Annotated in this window: 16 protein-coding genes; 15 read left to right on the forward strand and 1 reads right to left on the reverse strand. The window is 43.5% G+C overall.

Annotated elements, in window-relative coordinates:
* Nucleotides 1–105 precede the first annotated feature (105 nt).
* Genes OW255_RS01520 through OW255_RS01535 form a run of 4 tightly spaced genes read left to right on the forward strand, consistent with a single transcriptional unit; the run spans nt 106 to nt 4,572 of the window.
* Complete coding sequence (locus tag OW255_RS01520; protein WP_268115404.1) at nt 106–2,244, forward strand: hydantoinase/oxoprolinase family protein; 2,139 nt, start codon at nt 106–108, stop codon at nt 2,242–2,244.
* Between the two features lie 3 nt (nt 2,245–2,247).
* Nucleotides 2,248–3,027, forward strand: coding sequence for a hypothetical protein (locus tag OW255_RS01525; protein ID WP_268115405.1), 780 nt, complete (start codon nt 2,248–2,250; stop codon nt 3,025–3,027).
* 24 nt (nt 3,028–3,051) lie between these two features.
* Nucleotides 3,052–4,101, forward strand: coding sequence for a 3-dehydro-L-gulonate 2-dehydrogenase (yiaK, locus tag OW255_RS01530; protein ID WP_268115406.1), 1,050 nt, complete (start codon nt 3,052–3,054; stop codon nt 4,099–4,101).
* An 18-nt stretch (nt 4,102–4,119) separates the two neighbouring features.
* The gene (locus tag OW255_RS01535; protein WP_268115407.1) at nt 4,120–4,572 is read left to right on the forward strand and encodes a NanQ anomerase/TabA/YiaL family protein; all 453 of its coding nucleotides are present in this window, start codon (nt 4,120–4,122) and stop codon (nt 4,570–4,572) included.
* Nucleotides 4,573–4,611: 39 nt separating this feature from the next.
* Here the strand turns inward: OW255_RS01535 and OW255_RS01540 are convergent, their stop codons facing one another.
* Nucleotides 4,612–5,259 carry a GntR family transcriptional regulator gene (locus tag OW255_RS01540; RefSeq protein WP_268115408.1) on the reverse strand — a complete coding sequence of 216 codons (648 nt, stop codon included), beginning with the start codon at nt 5,257–5,259 and terminating at the stop codon, nt 4,612–4,614.
* 176 nt (nt 5,260–5,435) lie between these two features.
* On the opposite strand from OW255_RS01540, the gene OW255_RS01545 reads away from it, so the two are divergent.
* The 11 genes from OW255_RS01545 (at nt 5,436) to OW255_RS01595 (ending at nt 15,143) form a co-directional block, all read left to right on the forward strand.
* Nucleotides 5,436–6,125 (forward strand): cyclase family protein, encoded by a 690-nt coding sequence (locus OW255_RS01545; RefSeq protein ID WP_268115409.1) that lies wholly within the window; start codon nt 5,436–5,438, stop codon nt 6,123–6,125.
* Between the two features lie 14 nt (nt 6,126–6,139).
* Nucleotides 6,140–7,057, forward strand: coding sequence for a ketopantoate reductase family protein (locus OW255_RS01550; RefSeq protein WP_268115410.1), 918 nt, complete (start codon nt 6,140–6,142; stop codon nt 7,055–7,057).
* A gap of 26 nt (nt 7,058–7,083) precedes the next feature.
* A complete protein-coding gene (locus OW255_RS01555) occupies nt 7,084–7,959 on the forward strand; it encodes a dihydrodipicolinate synthase family protein (protein WP_268115411.1) in 876 nt (291 codons plus the stop codon).
* A gap of 38 nt (nt 7,960–7,997) precedes the next feature.
* A complete protein-coding gene (locus OW255_RS01560) occupies nt 7,998–9,020 on the forward strand; it encodes a zinc-binding alcohol dehydrogenase family protein (protein WP_268115412.1) in 1,023 nt (340 codons plus the stop codon).
* 372 nt (nt 9,021–9,392) lie between these two features.
* Entirely contained in the window at nt 9,393–9,722 is a 330-nt protein-coding gene (locus OW255_RS01565; protein WP_268115413.1) for a DUF4280 domain-containing protein, read from the forward strand.
* 21 nt (nt 9,723–9,743) lie between these two features.
* Nucleotides 9,744–11,144 (forward strand): contractile injection system protein, VgrG/Pvc8 family, encoded by a 1,401-nt coding sequence (locus OW255_RS01570; protein WP_268115414.1) that lies wholly within the window; start codon nt 9,744–9,746, stop codon nt 11,142–11,144.
* Nucleotides 11,145–11,157: 13 nt separating this feature from the next.
* Nucleotides 11,158–11,685, forward strand: a complete 528-nt coding sequence (locus OW255_RS01575) for a hypothetical protein (RefSeq protein ID WP_024837658.1) — start codon at nt 11,158–11,160, stop codon at nt 11,683–11,685.
* Nucleotides 11,666–13,021 (forward strand): hypothetical protein, encoded by a 1,356-nt coding sequence (locus OW255_RS01580; protein WP_024837657.1) that lies wholly within the window; start codon nt 11,666–11,668, stop codon nt 13,019–13,021. The genes OW255_RS01575 and OW255_RS01580 overlap by 20 nt, the downstream gene beginning before the upstream one ends.
* A gap of 20 nt (nt 13,022–13,041) precedes the next feature.
* Nucleotides 13,042–13,656: a hypothetical protein gene (locus OW255_RS01585; RefSeq protein WP_024837656.1), complete on the forward strand. Its 615-nt coding sequence runs from the start codon at nt 13,042–13,044 to the stop codon at nt 13,654–13,656.
* A 54-nt stretch (nt 13,657–13,710) separates the two neighbouring features.
* Nucleotides 13,711–13,980 carry a zinc-ribbon domain-containing protein gene (locus OW255_RS01590; protein WP_268115415.1) on the forward strand — a complete coding sequence of 90 codons (270 nt, stop codon included), beginning with the start codon at nt 13,711–13,713 and terminating at the stop codon, nt 13,978–13,980.
* A 44-nt stretch (nt 13,981–14,024) separates the two neighbouring features.
* The gene (locus tag OW255_RS01595; RefSeq protein ID WP_035317709.1) at nt 14,025–15,143 is read left to right on the forward strand and encodes a pentapeptide repeat-containing protein; all 1,119 of its coding nucleotides are present in this window, start codon (nt 14,025–14,027) and stop codon (nt 15,141–15,143) included.
* The last annotated feature ends 3 nt before the right edge of the window (nt 15,144–15,146 follow it).

The following is a 15,146-nucleotide window of genomic DNA, read 5'->3' on the forward strand; positions in this document are numbered from 1 at the left end:
GACCCAGGAGATCATTTACAGGTCCGGGCGCTCTTAAACGGCTCCCGGACGATTTTCACCATTGATTCATGAACACTTTATGAAAAGGGAAAGGGAAGGAATAAAATGGCGGGATGTATCAAAAGAGCGGTACGCATGGGAATCGACGTAGGCGGCACCTATACCAAGTGTGTGGCCATGGATAATGATACCCATGAGATTATTGGGAAAAATGAAGTAAAGACAACACATGACCATAAAGATGGCGTGGCTGCGGGGGTAGTAAAGAGCTTTCAAAACTGTATGTGGGAAAATAATATCTCCCCGGAGGATGTGGTATTTGTGGCCCATTCCACCACACAGGCGACCAACGCATTTATTGAAGGCGACGTTGCAAACGTGGGCGTGGTGGGAGTTGCAGGAGGCGGACTGGAAGGTTTCCTGGCAAAACGCCAGCTTGCCCTAAAGGATATTGTGCTGGATGAAAAAGTAGGGCGCATGATCAAGGTTTATAATACCTTCATCAAGAAGAAAATGCTGACGGAAGAGATTATCAATAAAAACATTGGCGAACTTTTAGCAGAAGGGGCCCAGGTGGTAGTGGCTTCCATGGCCTTTGGCGTGGACAGTATGGGAGAGGAACAGCTGATTCACGACTGTGCGAAAAAGAGAAATGTGCCGGTAACCATGGCTTCTGATATTACAAAGCTTTACGGTCTCACAAGAAGGACCCGTACGGCAGCCATCAATGCTTCCATTCTGCCAAAGATGATGGCAACCGCCAATGCCACAGAAAGCTCCGTAAAATCGGCAGGAGTCACCGTACCTTTGATGATCATGAGAGGTGACGGCGGTGTTATGGAGATTAACGAAATGCGCAAGCGTCCCATTTTAACCGCGCTTTCCGGCCCGGCGGCTTCGGTCATGGGTTCTCTGATGTATCTTCGGGCCTCCAACGCCATTTATTTTGAAGTAGGAGGTACTACCACAAACATCGGCGTCATCAAAAATGGACGGCCTGGTGTGGATTATGCAAAGATTGGCGGGCATGATACTTATATCAACTCTCTGGATGTACGTATCCTAGGCTGTGCCGGTGGCTCTATGGTTCGGATTAATGACAAATGCGTGGTTGATGTGGGCCCTCGTTCTGCCCACATTGCAGGGTGTGAATATGCCTGCTTCCTGCCGGAGGAAGAAATTGAAAATCCCCAGATTGAGCTGGTTAGTCCAAAGCCGGGAGACCCGGGAGATTATGTCACCCTCCGGTTAAGAAACGGAAAGAAGATCTGCTTTACCAATACAGATGCCGCCAATGTTCTGGGGCTGATTGATAAAAAGTATTTTGCATTTGGGAATGCAGGCTCTGCCAGAAAGGCTATGAAGCCGGTAGCGGATAAGCTTGGCATTACCGTAGAAGAGCTGGCGACCCAGATTCTTGATAAGGACTTTGAAAAGGTAAGCGCCTGCATTAAGTCTCTCGCAGAAAAGTATAAGCTGGATCATGACAGCATGCGTCTCGTAGGCTGCGGTGGAGGTGCCGCCTCTCTGGTTCCCTACTGTGCAGAAAAATTAGGTCTTGCCTACAGCATTCCGGAACACGCCGAGGTGATTTCCTCCATCGGAGTTGCACTCTCCATGGTCCGTGACGTGGTAGAGCGGGTCATACCGAATCCAAGTCAGGAAGATATCAGGGAATTGAAAAAAGAAGCTTCTGACCTTGCCGTCAGCTCCGGGGCATCTCCGGATACGGTAGAGGTGCATATAGAGATTGACAACCAGACTGGAAAAGTCACAGCCATTGCCACCGGCTCCACAGAGGTTAAGACCACAGACCTTTTAAAGGAATGTGAGGAAGCTGAGGCATTAAAGCTAGCCGAGGAAGACTTTGGTCCTAAGGTAACCGGCATTCAACTGGCGGAAAAAACAGATAAGTTCTATGTTTTCTCCGGAGAAAAAGAAGGGCGCAGGCCGCTTCGTATCGTAGATAAAAAAGGCTTTATTAAGGTTCAGTGTTCCGAAGGTCTGGTGGAAAAGTGCAAGGTTAAGGATTATGAGGAAGTGGTGGAACAGCTGTGGAAGGACCATGCCATATTTAAGACCGATACGGTACTACGGCCTGATTTCTTCGTTTGTGTAGGCCCAAGGGTCTGCGATTACAGTGCCGTTGATTTAGAACAGATCATGCTGTTAATGAATCTGGACTTAGGAGACCGGGAACCGGAAGAGGAAATCATGATCATAGCTTCAATCAGGGAGAGTTAGTCCATGATGACAAGGGAAGAATTACAAAATGCGATCAAACCTATTGCAGACGGATTGTTTGGAAAACAGAATACCAGAGGCTATGAGAGGCCCAAATTTACCGTGCGTCCGTTAGAGGATATGCTTCGAGATCTGGGGGATATCCCTGTAGAAGATTGGTATGCCTATGCATTTTCCAGGGAACCCTTAAACGGAAAATTTGATGACGGCCAGCGGCGGGAATGGATGAAAAAAAGCCTGGAATGCGGCAAGGAATATGCCAATAGGCTGGTAAAAGAATATGGGACCGATGATCCCATAAAGCTGGCAGCTTCTCTTGGAATGGATATTTCCTATCCGGAGGTTCCGGATAAAACGGATCGTGTGCTCTTTGCAGAGTACCGGGTACCCAATAAAATCTGCATCTATATGGATGCGGTAAATAAAGCAAATAAGCTCTTGCTATCTCCGGGAGTTTGTGAAATACTTACAAAAGAACTCCATATCAGTGGACTTTTACTTGCCCATGAGCTGTTTCACTTTGTAGAGGAAAGGTATAGAAAAGAAATCTTCACCCAGACAGAAAAGGTCCGTCTGTGGTCTCTGGGATTTCTTCATAATGATTCCAATGTCATTGCCTTAAGTGAGATTGCCGCCATGGGATTTGCAAAAGAGCTGATGAAGCTTTCCTATTCTCCGTATCTGATGGATGTATTCCTGGTCTATGGGTATTCTCCCCAGGAGGCCAGCGGTCTTTATGAGGAGATGATGGAGCTGTCAGGGAGAATGAAATTACCAATATAAACCCACATAAGTAAAGGAGATAATATGAGTCTTAGAATTCCTTATGAAACCGTTCTTGAAACCGTGAAACAGGCGTTAATGAACAGCGGCCTTACAGAGGAAAAGGCGCAGATCTGTGCCGAGATCCATACCCAGTCCAATGCAGACGGCGTGGAAAGCCACGGACTAAATCGTGTTCCCCGTTTCGTGGACTATGTACAAAAGGGTTTCATCAACCCAAAGGGAGAGCCGGAGCTGGTAGGAGGAAAGGGTGCGGTAGAAAATTACGACGGACATTTAGGCATCGGCATTACCAATGCACTTTTTTGCGCTGACCGCGCCATGGCGCTTGCAAAGGAACATGGAATCGGCTGTGTTGCCTTAAAAAATTCCACCCACTGGATGAGAGGCGGCACCTATGCGTGGAAAATGGCAGAGGCCGGGTTTATGGGAATCAGCTGGATCAATACAGAAAGCTGTATGCCTCTATGGGGAAGTGATGAGCCTGGAGTGGGCAATAATCCGTTCTGTATCGCGATTCCAAGAGAGGATGGCCCCATTGTCCTTGATATGGCTATGAGCCAGTACGCCTATGGTAAGTTAGGAGTATACCGGCTTGCAGGCAAAAAGCTGCCATTTCCCGGAGGGTTTGATAAGGAAGGAAATTTAACCGATGATCCGGGTGCCATTGAGGAGAGCAGAAGAATTCTTCCTACCGGCTACTGGAAGGGAAGCGGTATGGCAATTGCTCTTGACCTTGCAGCCGCTTTAATGGCCAATGGAAACAGCGGTCTTGATATGGATGAAGCTGGCAATGGAAGCTGTACCGGATGTTGTCAGATCTTTATCGCCTATGATCCTTATCTCTTTGGCTCAAAGGAAGAGATTCAGGGTATGTTAAACCGCCGTGTGGCAGCAGCGGATGCCAGCCATCCGGCAAAAGAGGGTGATGTGATTACCTGTCCTGGAGAGAGAACGCGTGCGACCAGAGAACGAAGTAAAAAAGAAGGCGTCCAGGTAGATGAGACCATCTGGCAGCAGGTAGTGGCTATTTCAAAGGGAGATCTAAACACGAAGGACATTGCAAGCAAATAAGAAGATTGGAGAACGTCAATGTTTTATTCAAATATAGGAATTGCAGAAAAGTATGATTATCTGGAAGAAAAGTTCCGTAAAGGATACCAGTGGCTGAAAGAGACGGATATTTTATCCCTGCCGGAAGGAAGCTATCCCATCTCAGGAGAGGACGTAATTGCAAACGTACAGGAATATACCACATTGCCAGCCGACCAGTGCTTTTATGAAACCCATGAGAAGTATTTTGATATTCAGTATGTGGTCTCTGGAAGAGAACTGTTTGGGGTTCGCGGCCGGGAAGGGCTTACGGTGAAAGAGCGGATCGAAGAAAAGGATCTGATCTTTTATGAGGAACCTTTATTTGGAGGAAATGTCCTCTTGGAAGAAGGAGATATGATTGTTGTAGCACCAGAGGATGCACATAAACCACGGCTGATCGCTGGAGAACCAGGTAAGGTAAAAAAGGTAGTCATCAAAGTTGCTTTATAAAAAGTAAGTCCGGCTCCTATATGGAGGCCGGACGGGAAATCATATCAGATCCATCTTAAGGGGCATCATTAAGTGAGCGATCAGTGCCTGATAGGCCTGGTCTGCATCCCCCTTTTTTAAGAGCTGATAGAATTTAAGGTGTTCTTCGTAAGTGGTCTGGGCCCGTCCCGTGATGGTTAAAGCGCCAGATGTGGTTAAATGAATCATATAGAGAAGCCTTTGAAATAGTTGGTTGAACTCACTGTTTTCTGCAAAGTGGACGAAGGTCATGTGAAACTTATGGTCTTCTTCGGTGAAGGACTCCGGAAAATTTTTGGAGGTGAGTGCAGCCTTTTGACGGCTTAAGGATTCTTTTAAATCCTCTAAAAGCTCTTGTTTACGAACTTCATCCTCACAGGATGCAAATAAGTGGACGCAAAAGCCTTCGATGGCACACCGTGCCTCAATGGATTCTGCCATGGTTTTCTTATTTAGGGTTCTTATCTGAAAGCCTCTGCTGGGCATGATGGTGATATAGCCATCCTGGGAAAGGCACTGAAGGGCCTCCCGAAGGGGCGTTCTGGAAATGCCAAGCTCCTTTGCAAGCCTTGTCTCCGAATAGAGAACCCCGGAGTCAAGGGACTTTGATAAAATCAGTTCTTTCATGGTTTTGTAAGCCTGGGATTGAAGGGAACCTGTTTCGATCATGAGACTCTCCTGACATGTTTTTTTAGGAAGGCCGTGCCATTTGGCCCAGTCTTATGGGAAATATCATACCCCAGAAAAAAAGGTAAGTCAATCATTACCCATTAACCGGTATACCGGTATACCAATAGGAATGAAATTACATAAAAACAGAAAATAAAAAAACAGGAGGAATTAAAATGAGCGTATTTCAGTTGGGAAATGGATTAAGAGTCATTGATTTAACAAAAGAGCTGGATCCGGCGACAGAATCAAGAAGGTGCCATCTCTTCCGCTTTAACACAGGCGGTCCCATTCCGGATTTCCACACCATTATGGATCTCACCAGCCACTTGGGAACTCATGTGGAATGTCCTTATCATCATAACGACAACTGGACCGATGTTCAGGGGCTTCCCATTACTACCTTTATGGGCCGTGCCATTTACGTGGACATCACACACATGGCTCCCAATGAGAAAATCAAGGGAGAGGACCTTAATAAGGCCTGCGGCGACCGGATCAAAGAAGGAGACATCGTTATCCTGGATTCCCAGTATAAGCTGCCTCCATTTACCCCAGTTTCCAATACTCCGGGAGATAAGAGACTGTTTATCTGCAAAGAAACCGCAGAATGGCTGAAAGAAAAGAAAGTAAAATGTGTAGGCTTTGGAGACGGCGTTTCCATTGAAAGCAACAATACAGACGTATCCGCCTTTCATGATGTGCTGATGGAGGTAAATGTTGTATTCCTTGAGGTGCTTAAGAATTTAGAAGAACTGAAAACAGATACCTTCTTTATGTCCTATACACCTCTTCCCATCAAAGGGCTTGATTCCTGCCCCATCCGCGCTTACGCCATTGAGGGCATTGCAGAATTTTCCAATTAGCAGAAGGAGAGCTTATGAAAATAGCAGTAATCGGAGCGGGAGCCATGGGTTCCATCTATGGCTGCCACTTATCCCTTCATCATGAAGTATATATGGTGGATACCTCTTCCTCCGTCGTGGAACATATTAAGCAGCAGGGAATCCGCTTAGAGGAAGATGGAACAGAACATATTTACTGTCCCAGAGCCGCCTTACCCCAGGAAGACTTAGGGACCATGGATCTGGTTCTCTTATTTGTAAAATCCCTTTATTCAAAGGCTGCATTAAGCTCTAATAAGGGGCTCATTGGCCCGGATACTTATGTTATGACCCTCCAAAATGGTTCCGGTCATGAGGATATCTTAGAAGAATTCGTCTCAAAAGACCACATCATTATAGGAACCACAGAAGACAACGGCGCCGTATTAAGTACGGGCTGTGTGAAAAGAGGCGGTGTGGGAAATACAAACATAGGAATGCTGACTGAGGATAAGGTAGGATTCCTTCCAAGGCTTAAGGAGGCGTTTGAAAGCTGTGGTTTCCATGTGAGAATCCATGAGAACATACAGCAGTTAATCTGGGATAAGCTCTTTACCAATGTGTCCTTAAGTGCGGTTACAGCCATTTTACAGGTTGATATGGGGTATATTAGTTCCAATGACCACGCATTTTCCATGACAAAGCAGCTGATACGAGAGGCCGCCGCAGTGGCAAGGGGGCTGGGTCTTACCGCAGATGAGGACGAAATCATAGAGAAGGTAAGAAAGACCTCCCAGATGTCTCCAAACGGTCGCACCTCCATTCGTTCCGATCTTCAAAATGGAAGAAAAACAGAGGCGGATCACATCAGCGGGTCTGTGGTAAGGGTTGCAAGAAGGCTTGGCATACCCGTTCCAACCCACGAATTCGTGGTGGAGATGATTCATGCCATGGAGGAGAGAAGCCAGGGGTGATTTGATGATAAGGGGGATGATTCATCATGAAAAAATTATACGTTGCTTCCGTAACGCCTTTTGACCAGGAAGGGAAACTTAATGAAGCAGCTTTAAAGATGCTCTGGGAAAGAAATCTTTCAGAAGGAGCAGATGGATTTTTTATCGGAGGGAGCTCCGGGGAATGTTTTTTACTGACCAGAGACGAACGGGTGCGTTCCTTTGAACTGGCATCCCAGTACCGGGACAGAGGAGATATGTTCGCTCACGTAGGCGCCATCAGTACCCAAGAGGCTGTCTTTTATGCCAAAGAGGCAGTTAAAGCAGGAATTGAAAACATCGCAGCCACGCCACCCATTTATTTTGGATTTTCGGAAAAGGAAATCGCAGGCTATTATCATGATATTGCAGAGGCGGCAGGCCGTCCGGTCCTTTATTATAACATTCCCTCCAGCACCCATAAGGATCTGGATGTAAAGCACCCGGAAGTGCAGGCACTTTTAAGATCTGGTGCCATAAATGCAATCAAGCATACCAATTTAAACCTGCTGGAAATGGACCGGATTCGCAACATCAATCCTGAAATCAGGTGTTTCGGTGGATTCGAGAGCTGTATGGTGGCATTTCTGGCCTTTGGCTGTGAAGGCTTTATCGGCAGCAGCTTTAACTTCATGCTTCCCCAGTTTAAGTACCTTCTACGGTTGTTTGAGGAAGGAAAGCTTGAGGAGGCCAGAATGCTCCAGACAAAATGCAACAACATCCTTGATGTGCTGTTAAAAAACGGCCTCTGCGCCAATTTAAAATACATTCTCTCCTCCCAGGGGATTCCTGTGGGAGAGGTGAGGAAGCCTTTCGTGATTCTAACGAAGGAACGAGCCGACGAGATGGATGAGGTTTTGTCTCAATACCTGGAAATTCGTTAACATAATATATCAGGATTCATAAAAAGGAGAGAATGAATATGAAAGCCGTACAAATCGTAAAGCCCGGCCAGCTTAAAGTCATTGACACAGAAATGCCAACACTCTCCGGCCCGGGTGAGGTATTAATCCAGATGACGGCAGCAGGAATCTGCGGATCTGATGTGGGAATTTATCATGGTACCAATGCAGCCGCCACTTACCCCAGAATCATCGGACATGAAATGGTAGGAAGAGTGGTAGAGACGGGTCCTCTGGTATCCAGCTTAAAAGTAGATGACCGGGTCATCATCAATCAGGTAACCAGCTGCGGACACTGCTATCCGTGTCGTATGGGACGCGGAAATGTATGCGATCATCTTGCGGTACGAGGCGTTCACATCGACGGGGGCTACCGGGAATATATGGCTGTGCCGGAGGCGGACTGCTATGTTCTTCCTGATACCATTTCTAATGAGGATGCAGTTATGATTGAGCCTACTACCATAGGAATCCAGGCCTGTACCAGAGCCGAGTTAAATAAAGATGATATGCTCTTAATTTACGGTTCCGGAGCCCTGGGAAGCTCTATTTTAAAAACGGCACGCTTAACCTGCGAACATATCATTGTGGCAGATATCCAGGAAGACAAATTGGAGGAGGCAAGAAAACATGGAGCGGCTCATACCATTCACACAAGAGAAGAAGACCTGGTCACAAAGGTAAAAGAGTATACCATGGGACACGGAGCCACCGTATCCATGGATGCGGTCTGCAATAAGGATTCCTTAAGCCAGCTTTTACAAGCGACCGGTAATGCAGGAAGGGTCATTACCATGGGATTTTCCACTTCTCCCACAGAGGTGAATCAGTTTGTCATAACCTCAAGAGAGCTGGACGTGAGAGGATCAAGACTTCAAAATAAGATGTTTGGTAAGGCCATTGAACTGATTCGGGAGGGAAGATTGGATCTAACTGGTTCTGTCTCCCACACCTTCCCTCTAACAAAAGCACAGGAGGCGTTTGATTTCGTGGATAGCCATGATCCTTCCATACGGAAGGTGGTTCTTACATTTGATTATTAGTAGTGAAGATGACCTTTGAAATAATTATTAAAACAGGTTTGTTACAAAGTTCATGTACTTATAAAAATATGCACTGACCACTCATAAGTGTAATTAAGTTTAACTTATGGGGGCAGTTCCATATAAGTACATGGACTTTTTTGTTACGAAAAATGAGAATTGGGTAGCAAACTAAAAAGTAAGAACTAAGGTATAAAGAAATAAAAATCAACAAAAAACCAATATGCATACCAATTTTTACATTAACGAGGTTAATTTATACGTGATAAATTTTTTTGATTAATTCTATTTTATACTAAAGGAATTATGCATTTTTGCAATTAAAAATGTAACCAAAGTTACAACAAACAATTAACGGAGAGGTATTTAAATATGTCTGAACGAATTCAGGTCTATGATGGATTTTGTTTAACCTGTACCATGGGAAGTGGTCAGAGCTTCATTAGCGTTCCTGTCAGCCACGGTGTATGTATCAGCGGAAGGAATCAGGCTACGGTTATGGACTGCGAAGCCGGTGTTCATATTTCTCCCTTTGGTACTTGCAGAAAGACTGACCCCCAAAAGCCTTGCTCCCCAGTGATTCTCACGCCATGGTTGATTGATGATAAGAAATATACGATTAATGGAGAACCGGTGCTCTTTACTACCAGTATCTTATCGTGTGCCAGGGGTGGCATAATCCGGATTGATGGTAAACCATAAAATGCTAAGGAGGATGAATCTTTGAAAAAAGACACCTATAGACAGATTAAGATTGATTTGGAGATGATTCAGGAAATAACCGAATTCTTTTTGTCGGAAGAAATAAATGAGCATGGTCATTGCATGATAAAAGGAATTATTGCAGATGGAAGCCAGGACAAACTGGTGCTTGAAAACAGGAATGACGATAAAATCAGGGTCTTTTTGGAGGACGGAACCACACTTTTTACAGGGATAGCAGAAGATATTTCGGTGTATCTTGATGGTGATTTGTACAAAGCGGAAATCAACCTGATCTCAGCCACCTATTTAATGGATTTGGATAAAAAGTCAGGCTCTTACCAGGATAAGCAAGGGACCTACCAGGAAATATTAAGTCAGATATCAAAAGCATATTCTGGCGGAGATATTATGGATTCTATTTCAGGAGGAAAGCACATTGGAACTCTATTGGTCCAATATGAAGAAACGGATTGGGAGTTTTTGAAACGACTTGCTTCCCATTTTCATGCTGGAATATTACCGGATTCCAGATTTGGAGAACCAAAGATATATTTCGGCCTTAAAAAGGAAGCAGCCGTTGAGGAAATAACCAGTTATTCCTATAAAATAGAAAAAAATCTGGGTAATTATAAAAGATTACAAGCAGTCAACTGTGATTTGCAGACGGAAACAGATGCCATTAGCTTTAAGGTTAGCTCAGGACAATTTTATAAAACTGGCTCCTGTGTAAAGTTCCAGGGAAAAGATCTTTTTATCAGAAAAATGGAGGCGGAAAAGGTTCAGGGGGAAGTGGTGTTTCATTATTGGCTGGATACGCAAAACGGTCTTAAAAAACCTTTTCTCTATGCAGATAAGCTGACAGGCGTCTCCCTTGAGGCAAAAGTAATAAAATCAGTAAAGGATAAAGTCCTGGTGAAGCTGGCCATTGATGAGAAAAGGAGTGGAAATAAACCAGTTTGGGAATTTCCGTATCAAACCATGTATACTGCAGGAGCAGAAGGCGGCTGGTATTGTATGCCAGAGCCAGGAGATCAGGTCTTTATTTATTTTCCAGATAAGAAAGAAGAGAATGCAGTCGCAGAGAATTCTTCAAGAAGCGGAGAAAATAGAGATGCTTCAACCAGTGATCCTGCCATCAAATACTTTCGAACCATTCACGGAAAAGAAATCCGATTTACAAAGAGGGCGGTCATTATTACATGCAGTGACGGAACGTCTATTACCCTGAATGAGGGAAATGGAATATCCATAGAAAGTGAAGAGGGTATTACTTTGAGCAGCGGGAAAGGAATCAGTATTAATGCGAATGAAGCCATAGAATTTTACGCTTCTGACCATATCCGGCTGCACTGTAAAAAGAGTCATATAAAAATGGATACCAAGATAGATATTGCCGGACCGGATGTAAGAATCAATTAAATAGGAGACAGCCATGAATTATTTTATCATGCAGACGGATGAGAGAATTACGTTTCACAAAAATCTGGATTACTCCCAGCCTGAATTCCGAAAAAAGGAGCCTTTTGTCACCTTCAGTGAATTTGATGAAAATGACAGGTGCCCCGATTTTTTTAGCGGAAGGTCTCTGTTTGACACTTATTTTTGTGTGACGGACCGCTTAAAAGAAATATTGGAAGTCTATTCTTCAGCGCTTCAAGTGGTACCTTTTTTTCTGACAGATAAGAAGTATCGTTCTCAATTAGTATGCTGGAATATTAATCTTCCGGTGGAGGAGTGTATCTATTTGGAGGGACGTATCCATGAATCCCCCAGATTCTTCTTAAATGGAACGAATGAACAGCAATACATAGTTTGTGTCGTAAATGAAAAAGCTCATTATCTCATTGTTTCCCTGGAGCTTGCAGAAAATATATTAAGGCGGCAGCTGTATGGAATCCGCTTTATGCCGGTATCTATTGTCTGGAAGGAGGACAAAGCATTTGAAAACAATCATTCATGATACATTAAGCCTGGAGATGCCTGTAGCGCTTAAAGGAATCTCATTGCTGGAAATCAATCAAAGGATAAACAGCCATTCCATTGCAAGGATTGAGGGAACGATACGAGATGAGGATATAGAAGCATTTAGAAATATAAGCTGGAATGATAACTTCTCAATTACTTATGAGAATGGACAAGCGGATATACTTGTTTTCTCAGGTATACCAGTTGATATAAAAGTCAAATACGATGGACAGGCCTATGTTTCCATGACTCTTTCCACCAGATCCATATTAATGGATTATGAAAAAAAGACCAGGAGCTTTCAAAGGAAAGAGAAGACCTATAAAGCTCTGTTTCGGGATATGGTACGGGAACATGGGGGTGATATTCTCGATTATGCTTCAAATCAATCAATTCTGGATATTCCTCTGATTCAATATGAAGAGACAGACTGGGAGTTCCTGTTACGTGCCACCTCATACCTTGGAGCGCCGATATACCCAGGTACCGCAGGTGAAAAGCTCCAGATACTTATTGGCTTTGGAGGACAAAAAGATACATATTCAGGCGGCTCAAATCGTGTGCTTAAGAAACGAATTGCAGAGTATATAGAGTTTCGCAATGGCATCTCTTCCTTAATGGAGCATGATTTTTTGTCCATTGCCATAGATGGAGAATGGGATATGCGTCTTGGCAGCAGCATTACGTATGAGGGAAAAGAATTTCTGGTGACTGAGATATATGATAATTACCACGGTGGTCTATGGAAAAGGAAATGCATTCTCAAACTTAGTAAGGGAATAAAACGAAATAAGCTGTATCAGGAAAAAATGAGAGGTGCCTCTTTAGCAGGTACCCTAAAAGCTGTAGAGGCAGACCGGGTAAGAATTAAACTTGATGTTGATAAAAACGCTCAAGGGGAGAAGCTCCACTGGTATCCATGGCACAAAAATGACTGGTTTTGTATGCCTGAGGTGGGAAGCAAGGTAAGGCTGAGCATTCCTGGAACAGATGAAACCAAGGCTTATGCTGCAGATATCTATCGCACCGATGGAAAGAAAAATTCCAAAACACGTAAGTCTGACAATAAGTGCTTTGTCACAAAAAGGGGAAAAGGCTTTGAGGTAACTCCAAAATCCCTTACGTTTCGAGCTTCAGGAAAGAAAATCTCAATTCAAATGTCAGATCGACAGGGAATTAAAGTGAAGAGTTCCAAGGGAATTAAGATACAAGCTGGAGAAACCTTTCTGTGCGAGGGAGATAGTATCAATATTAGTAGCAAAGAACGTATTGCGCTTATTACAGACAGAAACTGCATTGTAATTGATGATTTGCTTCAGATCAAAGGATAAAGTTTGGCGAGGAGAAAGAAATGAGCGAAATCTATGCAGAAGAGATTATAAGGAATAAAAGAAAGTTGGAACAGGCAGCATCCCAGGAAGCTTTAAAGGAAGCTCTTTATCAAATAGAAAATGATATTTCAAATGGATATGTTGTGGTTAAATATGAGACTCTTGAGCTGGAAGAGAGGACAATCCTTGATGGGCGTCTAACCATGCTGCTACCCACCCGATTTGAGGAAATGAATGAGGAGTTAAAAGCAGTTAAATATCCAGGCCCGGAAGGACCGGAGTGGGTCTACAGCAATGAAAGCGGAGATATTTCCATTACCTTCACCTTGGAGAAGGGGGAGATAAAACCGAAAGAAGTTACGGAAGTAAGAGATGTATTATCAAGGGAAATGAAACGCTTATACCCTGCCTCTGCCATTGAAGAGAAGAAAACCATAGGAGACGGAGAGAATCTTGTTAGCACCTTTTCTATGGATATTCCTTTGATTGACGGAGACTGCTATCACCTGTTGTTTTTGCGTGCGGTCAGAGATGGATTGGTCATTGGATCTTTTGATTGCAGCATCAAGGAAAAGAAGCAATGGCAGCAGATTATGATGCAGATACTGGAGACCTTAAAGGAAACAGATGCTTAAGAGACCCTTAGCAATCGTATTAGATTACTAATAAATACAGAAAGTGAGATTAGAATGATTATCTGGGGATTTGGTAAAGTAACAAAAAATAGAAATGGTGACGTAATGGAAAAGGACTGCGGATACTGTAATACCACTTCCATGTGGAAGTTAAGTAAAAACACAACCTGGTTCACTTTGTATTTCATTCCGATGATTCCTTATCGTGTAACCTATTGCGTAGAATGTCCCAGATGCGGGAGCTACATAGAAATATCTAAAGATAAATTCATAGAAATAAAAAATGACATTAAAGAGAGAAAGAATCTTGGCTACAATGCCTAAATCAATAAGAAGAAAACCTTTCTCATGGGTATGATGGAACTATTATGGAGAAAAAATCATTAGAGCGTTTTAGGGAAAAAGATATAGAACCGTGTTTATCGGATATACAGTTAGAGACAGAAGCTATGTTTCAGGATATGAAGGATGAGTTTCGTATTCATTTTGTCAGAGAATTTTCAAAGGCTTGTGAAGCTTACAAAAAAGCCGCACCAGAAATGATTCCAGGATATATAATGATTCATTTATTAAGAACGGATTTGGTTCAGGGTGTATATCGTTGTCCTATTATCTTTTACGATCGTGGCTGGTATTTACATGGTGGAATATGGGTAGGTGAGCTTCAACTGGGCAGGCTGTTCTTCCTCTATGGAAAGCTCTGGGACAAACTTTGTCAAAGGGCAAAACAATACGTAGGGCGTGTAACAATGCCAGAGGTTGATTGGTTGATGCAGGAAATGGTCCCATATTTTTACCGGTATTTAAGAGAACTTATACTTTACTCCATTGGAGAGGCAACAGAAACAGAGAATTTTTTAAGTATGCCTAAGGAAGAAGGCTTTCAGATTAGAACAGGAGAATACATGGAGCCTGGAGATCTGGTTTATCAGGAACAGCAAGGTAGGAATCTGGACGAAATAAGAAAAATGCTTACTGATAATCAGGAAGATTCTTATTTGTTTGAAGATTATAAAGATATGAATTTAAGCAATACATTGCTTTACTGCCATAATTTTCACTATTCTGATTTTCGGCGTGGTTTACTTAAAAATACCAACTTTAACTTTAGCCGTCTGATTGGGTCCCGGTTCCGATACTGCAACATGGAAGGAGCTTCCCTTTCAGGCTGCATGTTACATAATACAGATTTTACCGGAGCGGATCTAAAGAATGCTAACTTCTCCTACGGCCTCAGTTATCATGGAAAAAGTGAGCTAGAACCATGGCAGCAGGAGGGGTATACCGGAAGCAGCTTTAGAGATTGTGATTTACGGGGAGCCAGCTTTTTTAGAGGAGTATTTATGGGGGCTGATTTTCGTAATGCAATCATGGAAGGTTGTAATTTTAATGAGGCTGCCTTATATGATAGCCGTTTTACAAAGAAACAGATATCAGAAGCTAATCTTAGCAGAGATCAACTTGAACAGATTCTTCTGGAGGTGTAAAAT

The organism is Lacrimispora xylanolytica, from assembly GCF_026723765.1.
GTDB classification, from domain to species: Bacteria; Bacillota; Clostridia; order Lachnospirales; family Lachnospiraceae; genus Lacrimispora; species Lacrimispora xylanolytica.

Bases quoted from the DNA above. Each gene is read 5' to 3' on its own strand.
- OW255_RS01595 (WP_035317709.1), top strand. From the start codon at position 14,025: ATGGAGAAAAAATCATTAGAGCGTTTTAGGGAAAAAGATATAGAACCG.
- OW255_RS01550 (WP_268115410.1), top strand. From the start codon at position 6,140: ATGAAAATAGCAGTAATCGGAGCGGGAGCCATGGGTTCCATCTATGGC.
- OW255_RS01585 (WP_024837656.1), top strand. From the start codon at position 13,042: ATGAGCGAAATCTATGCAGAAGAGATTATAAGGAATAAAAGAAAGTTG.
- OW255_RS01525 (WP_268115405.1), top strand. From the start codon at position 2,248: ATGATGACAAGGGAAGAATTACAAAATGCGATCAAACCTATTGCAGAC.
- yiaK (WP_268115406.1), top strand. From the start codon at position 3,052: ATGAGTCTTAGAATTCCTTATGAAACCGTTCTTGAAACCGTGAAACAG.
- OW255_RS01555 (WP_268115411.1), top strand. From the start codon at position 7,084: ATGAAAAAATTATACGTTGCTTCCGTAACGCCTTTTGACCAGGAAGGG.
- OW255_RS01575 (WP_024837658.1), top strand. From the start codon at position 11,158: ATGAATTATTTTATCATGCAGACGGATGAGAGAATTACGTTTCACAAA.
- OW255_RS01565 (WP_268115413.1), top strand. From the start codon at position 9,393: ATGTCTGAACGAATTCAGGTCTATGATGGATTTTGTTTAACCTGTACC.
- OW255_RS01520 (WP_268115404.1), top strand. From the start codon at position 106: ATGGCGGGATGTATCAAAAGAGCGGTACGCATGGGAATCGACGTAGGC.
- OW255_RS01535 (WP_268115407.1), top strand. From the start codon at position 4,120: ATGTTTTATTCAAATATAGGAATTGCAGAAAAGTATGATTATCTGGAA.
- OW255_RS01545 (WP_268115409.1), top strand. From the start codon at position 5,436: ATGAGCGTATTTCAGTTGGGAAATGGATTAAGAGTCATTGATTTAACA.
- OW255_RS01540 (WP_268115408.1), bottom strand. From the start codon at position 5,259: ATGATCGAAACAGGTTCCCTTCAATCCCAGGCTTACAAAACCATGAAA.
- OW255_RS01560 (WP_268115412.1), top strand. From the start codon at position 7,998: ATGAAAGCCGTACAAATCGTAAAGCCCGGCCAGCTTAAAGTCATTGAC.
- OW255_RS01590 (WP_268115415.1), top strand. From the start codon at position 13,711: ATGATTATCTGGGGATTTGGTAAAGTAACAAAAAATAGAAATGGTGAC.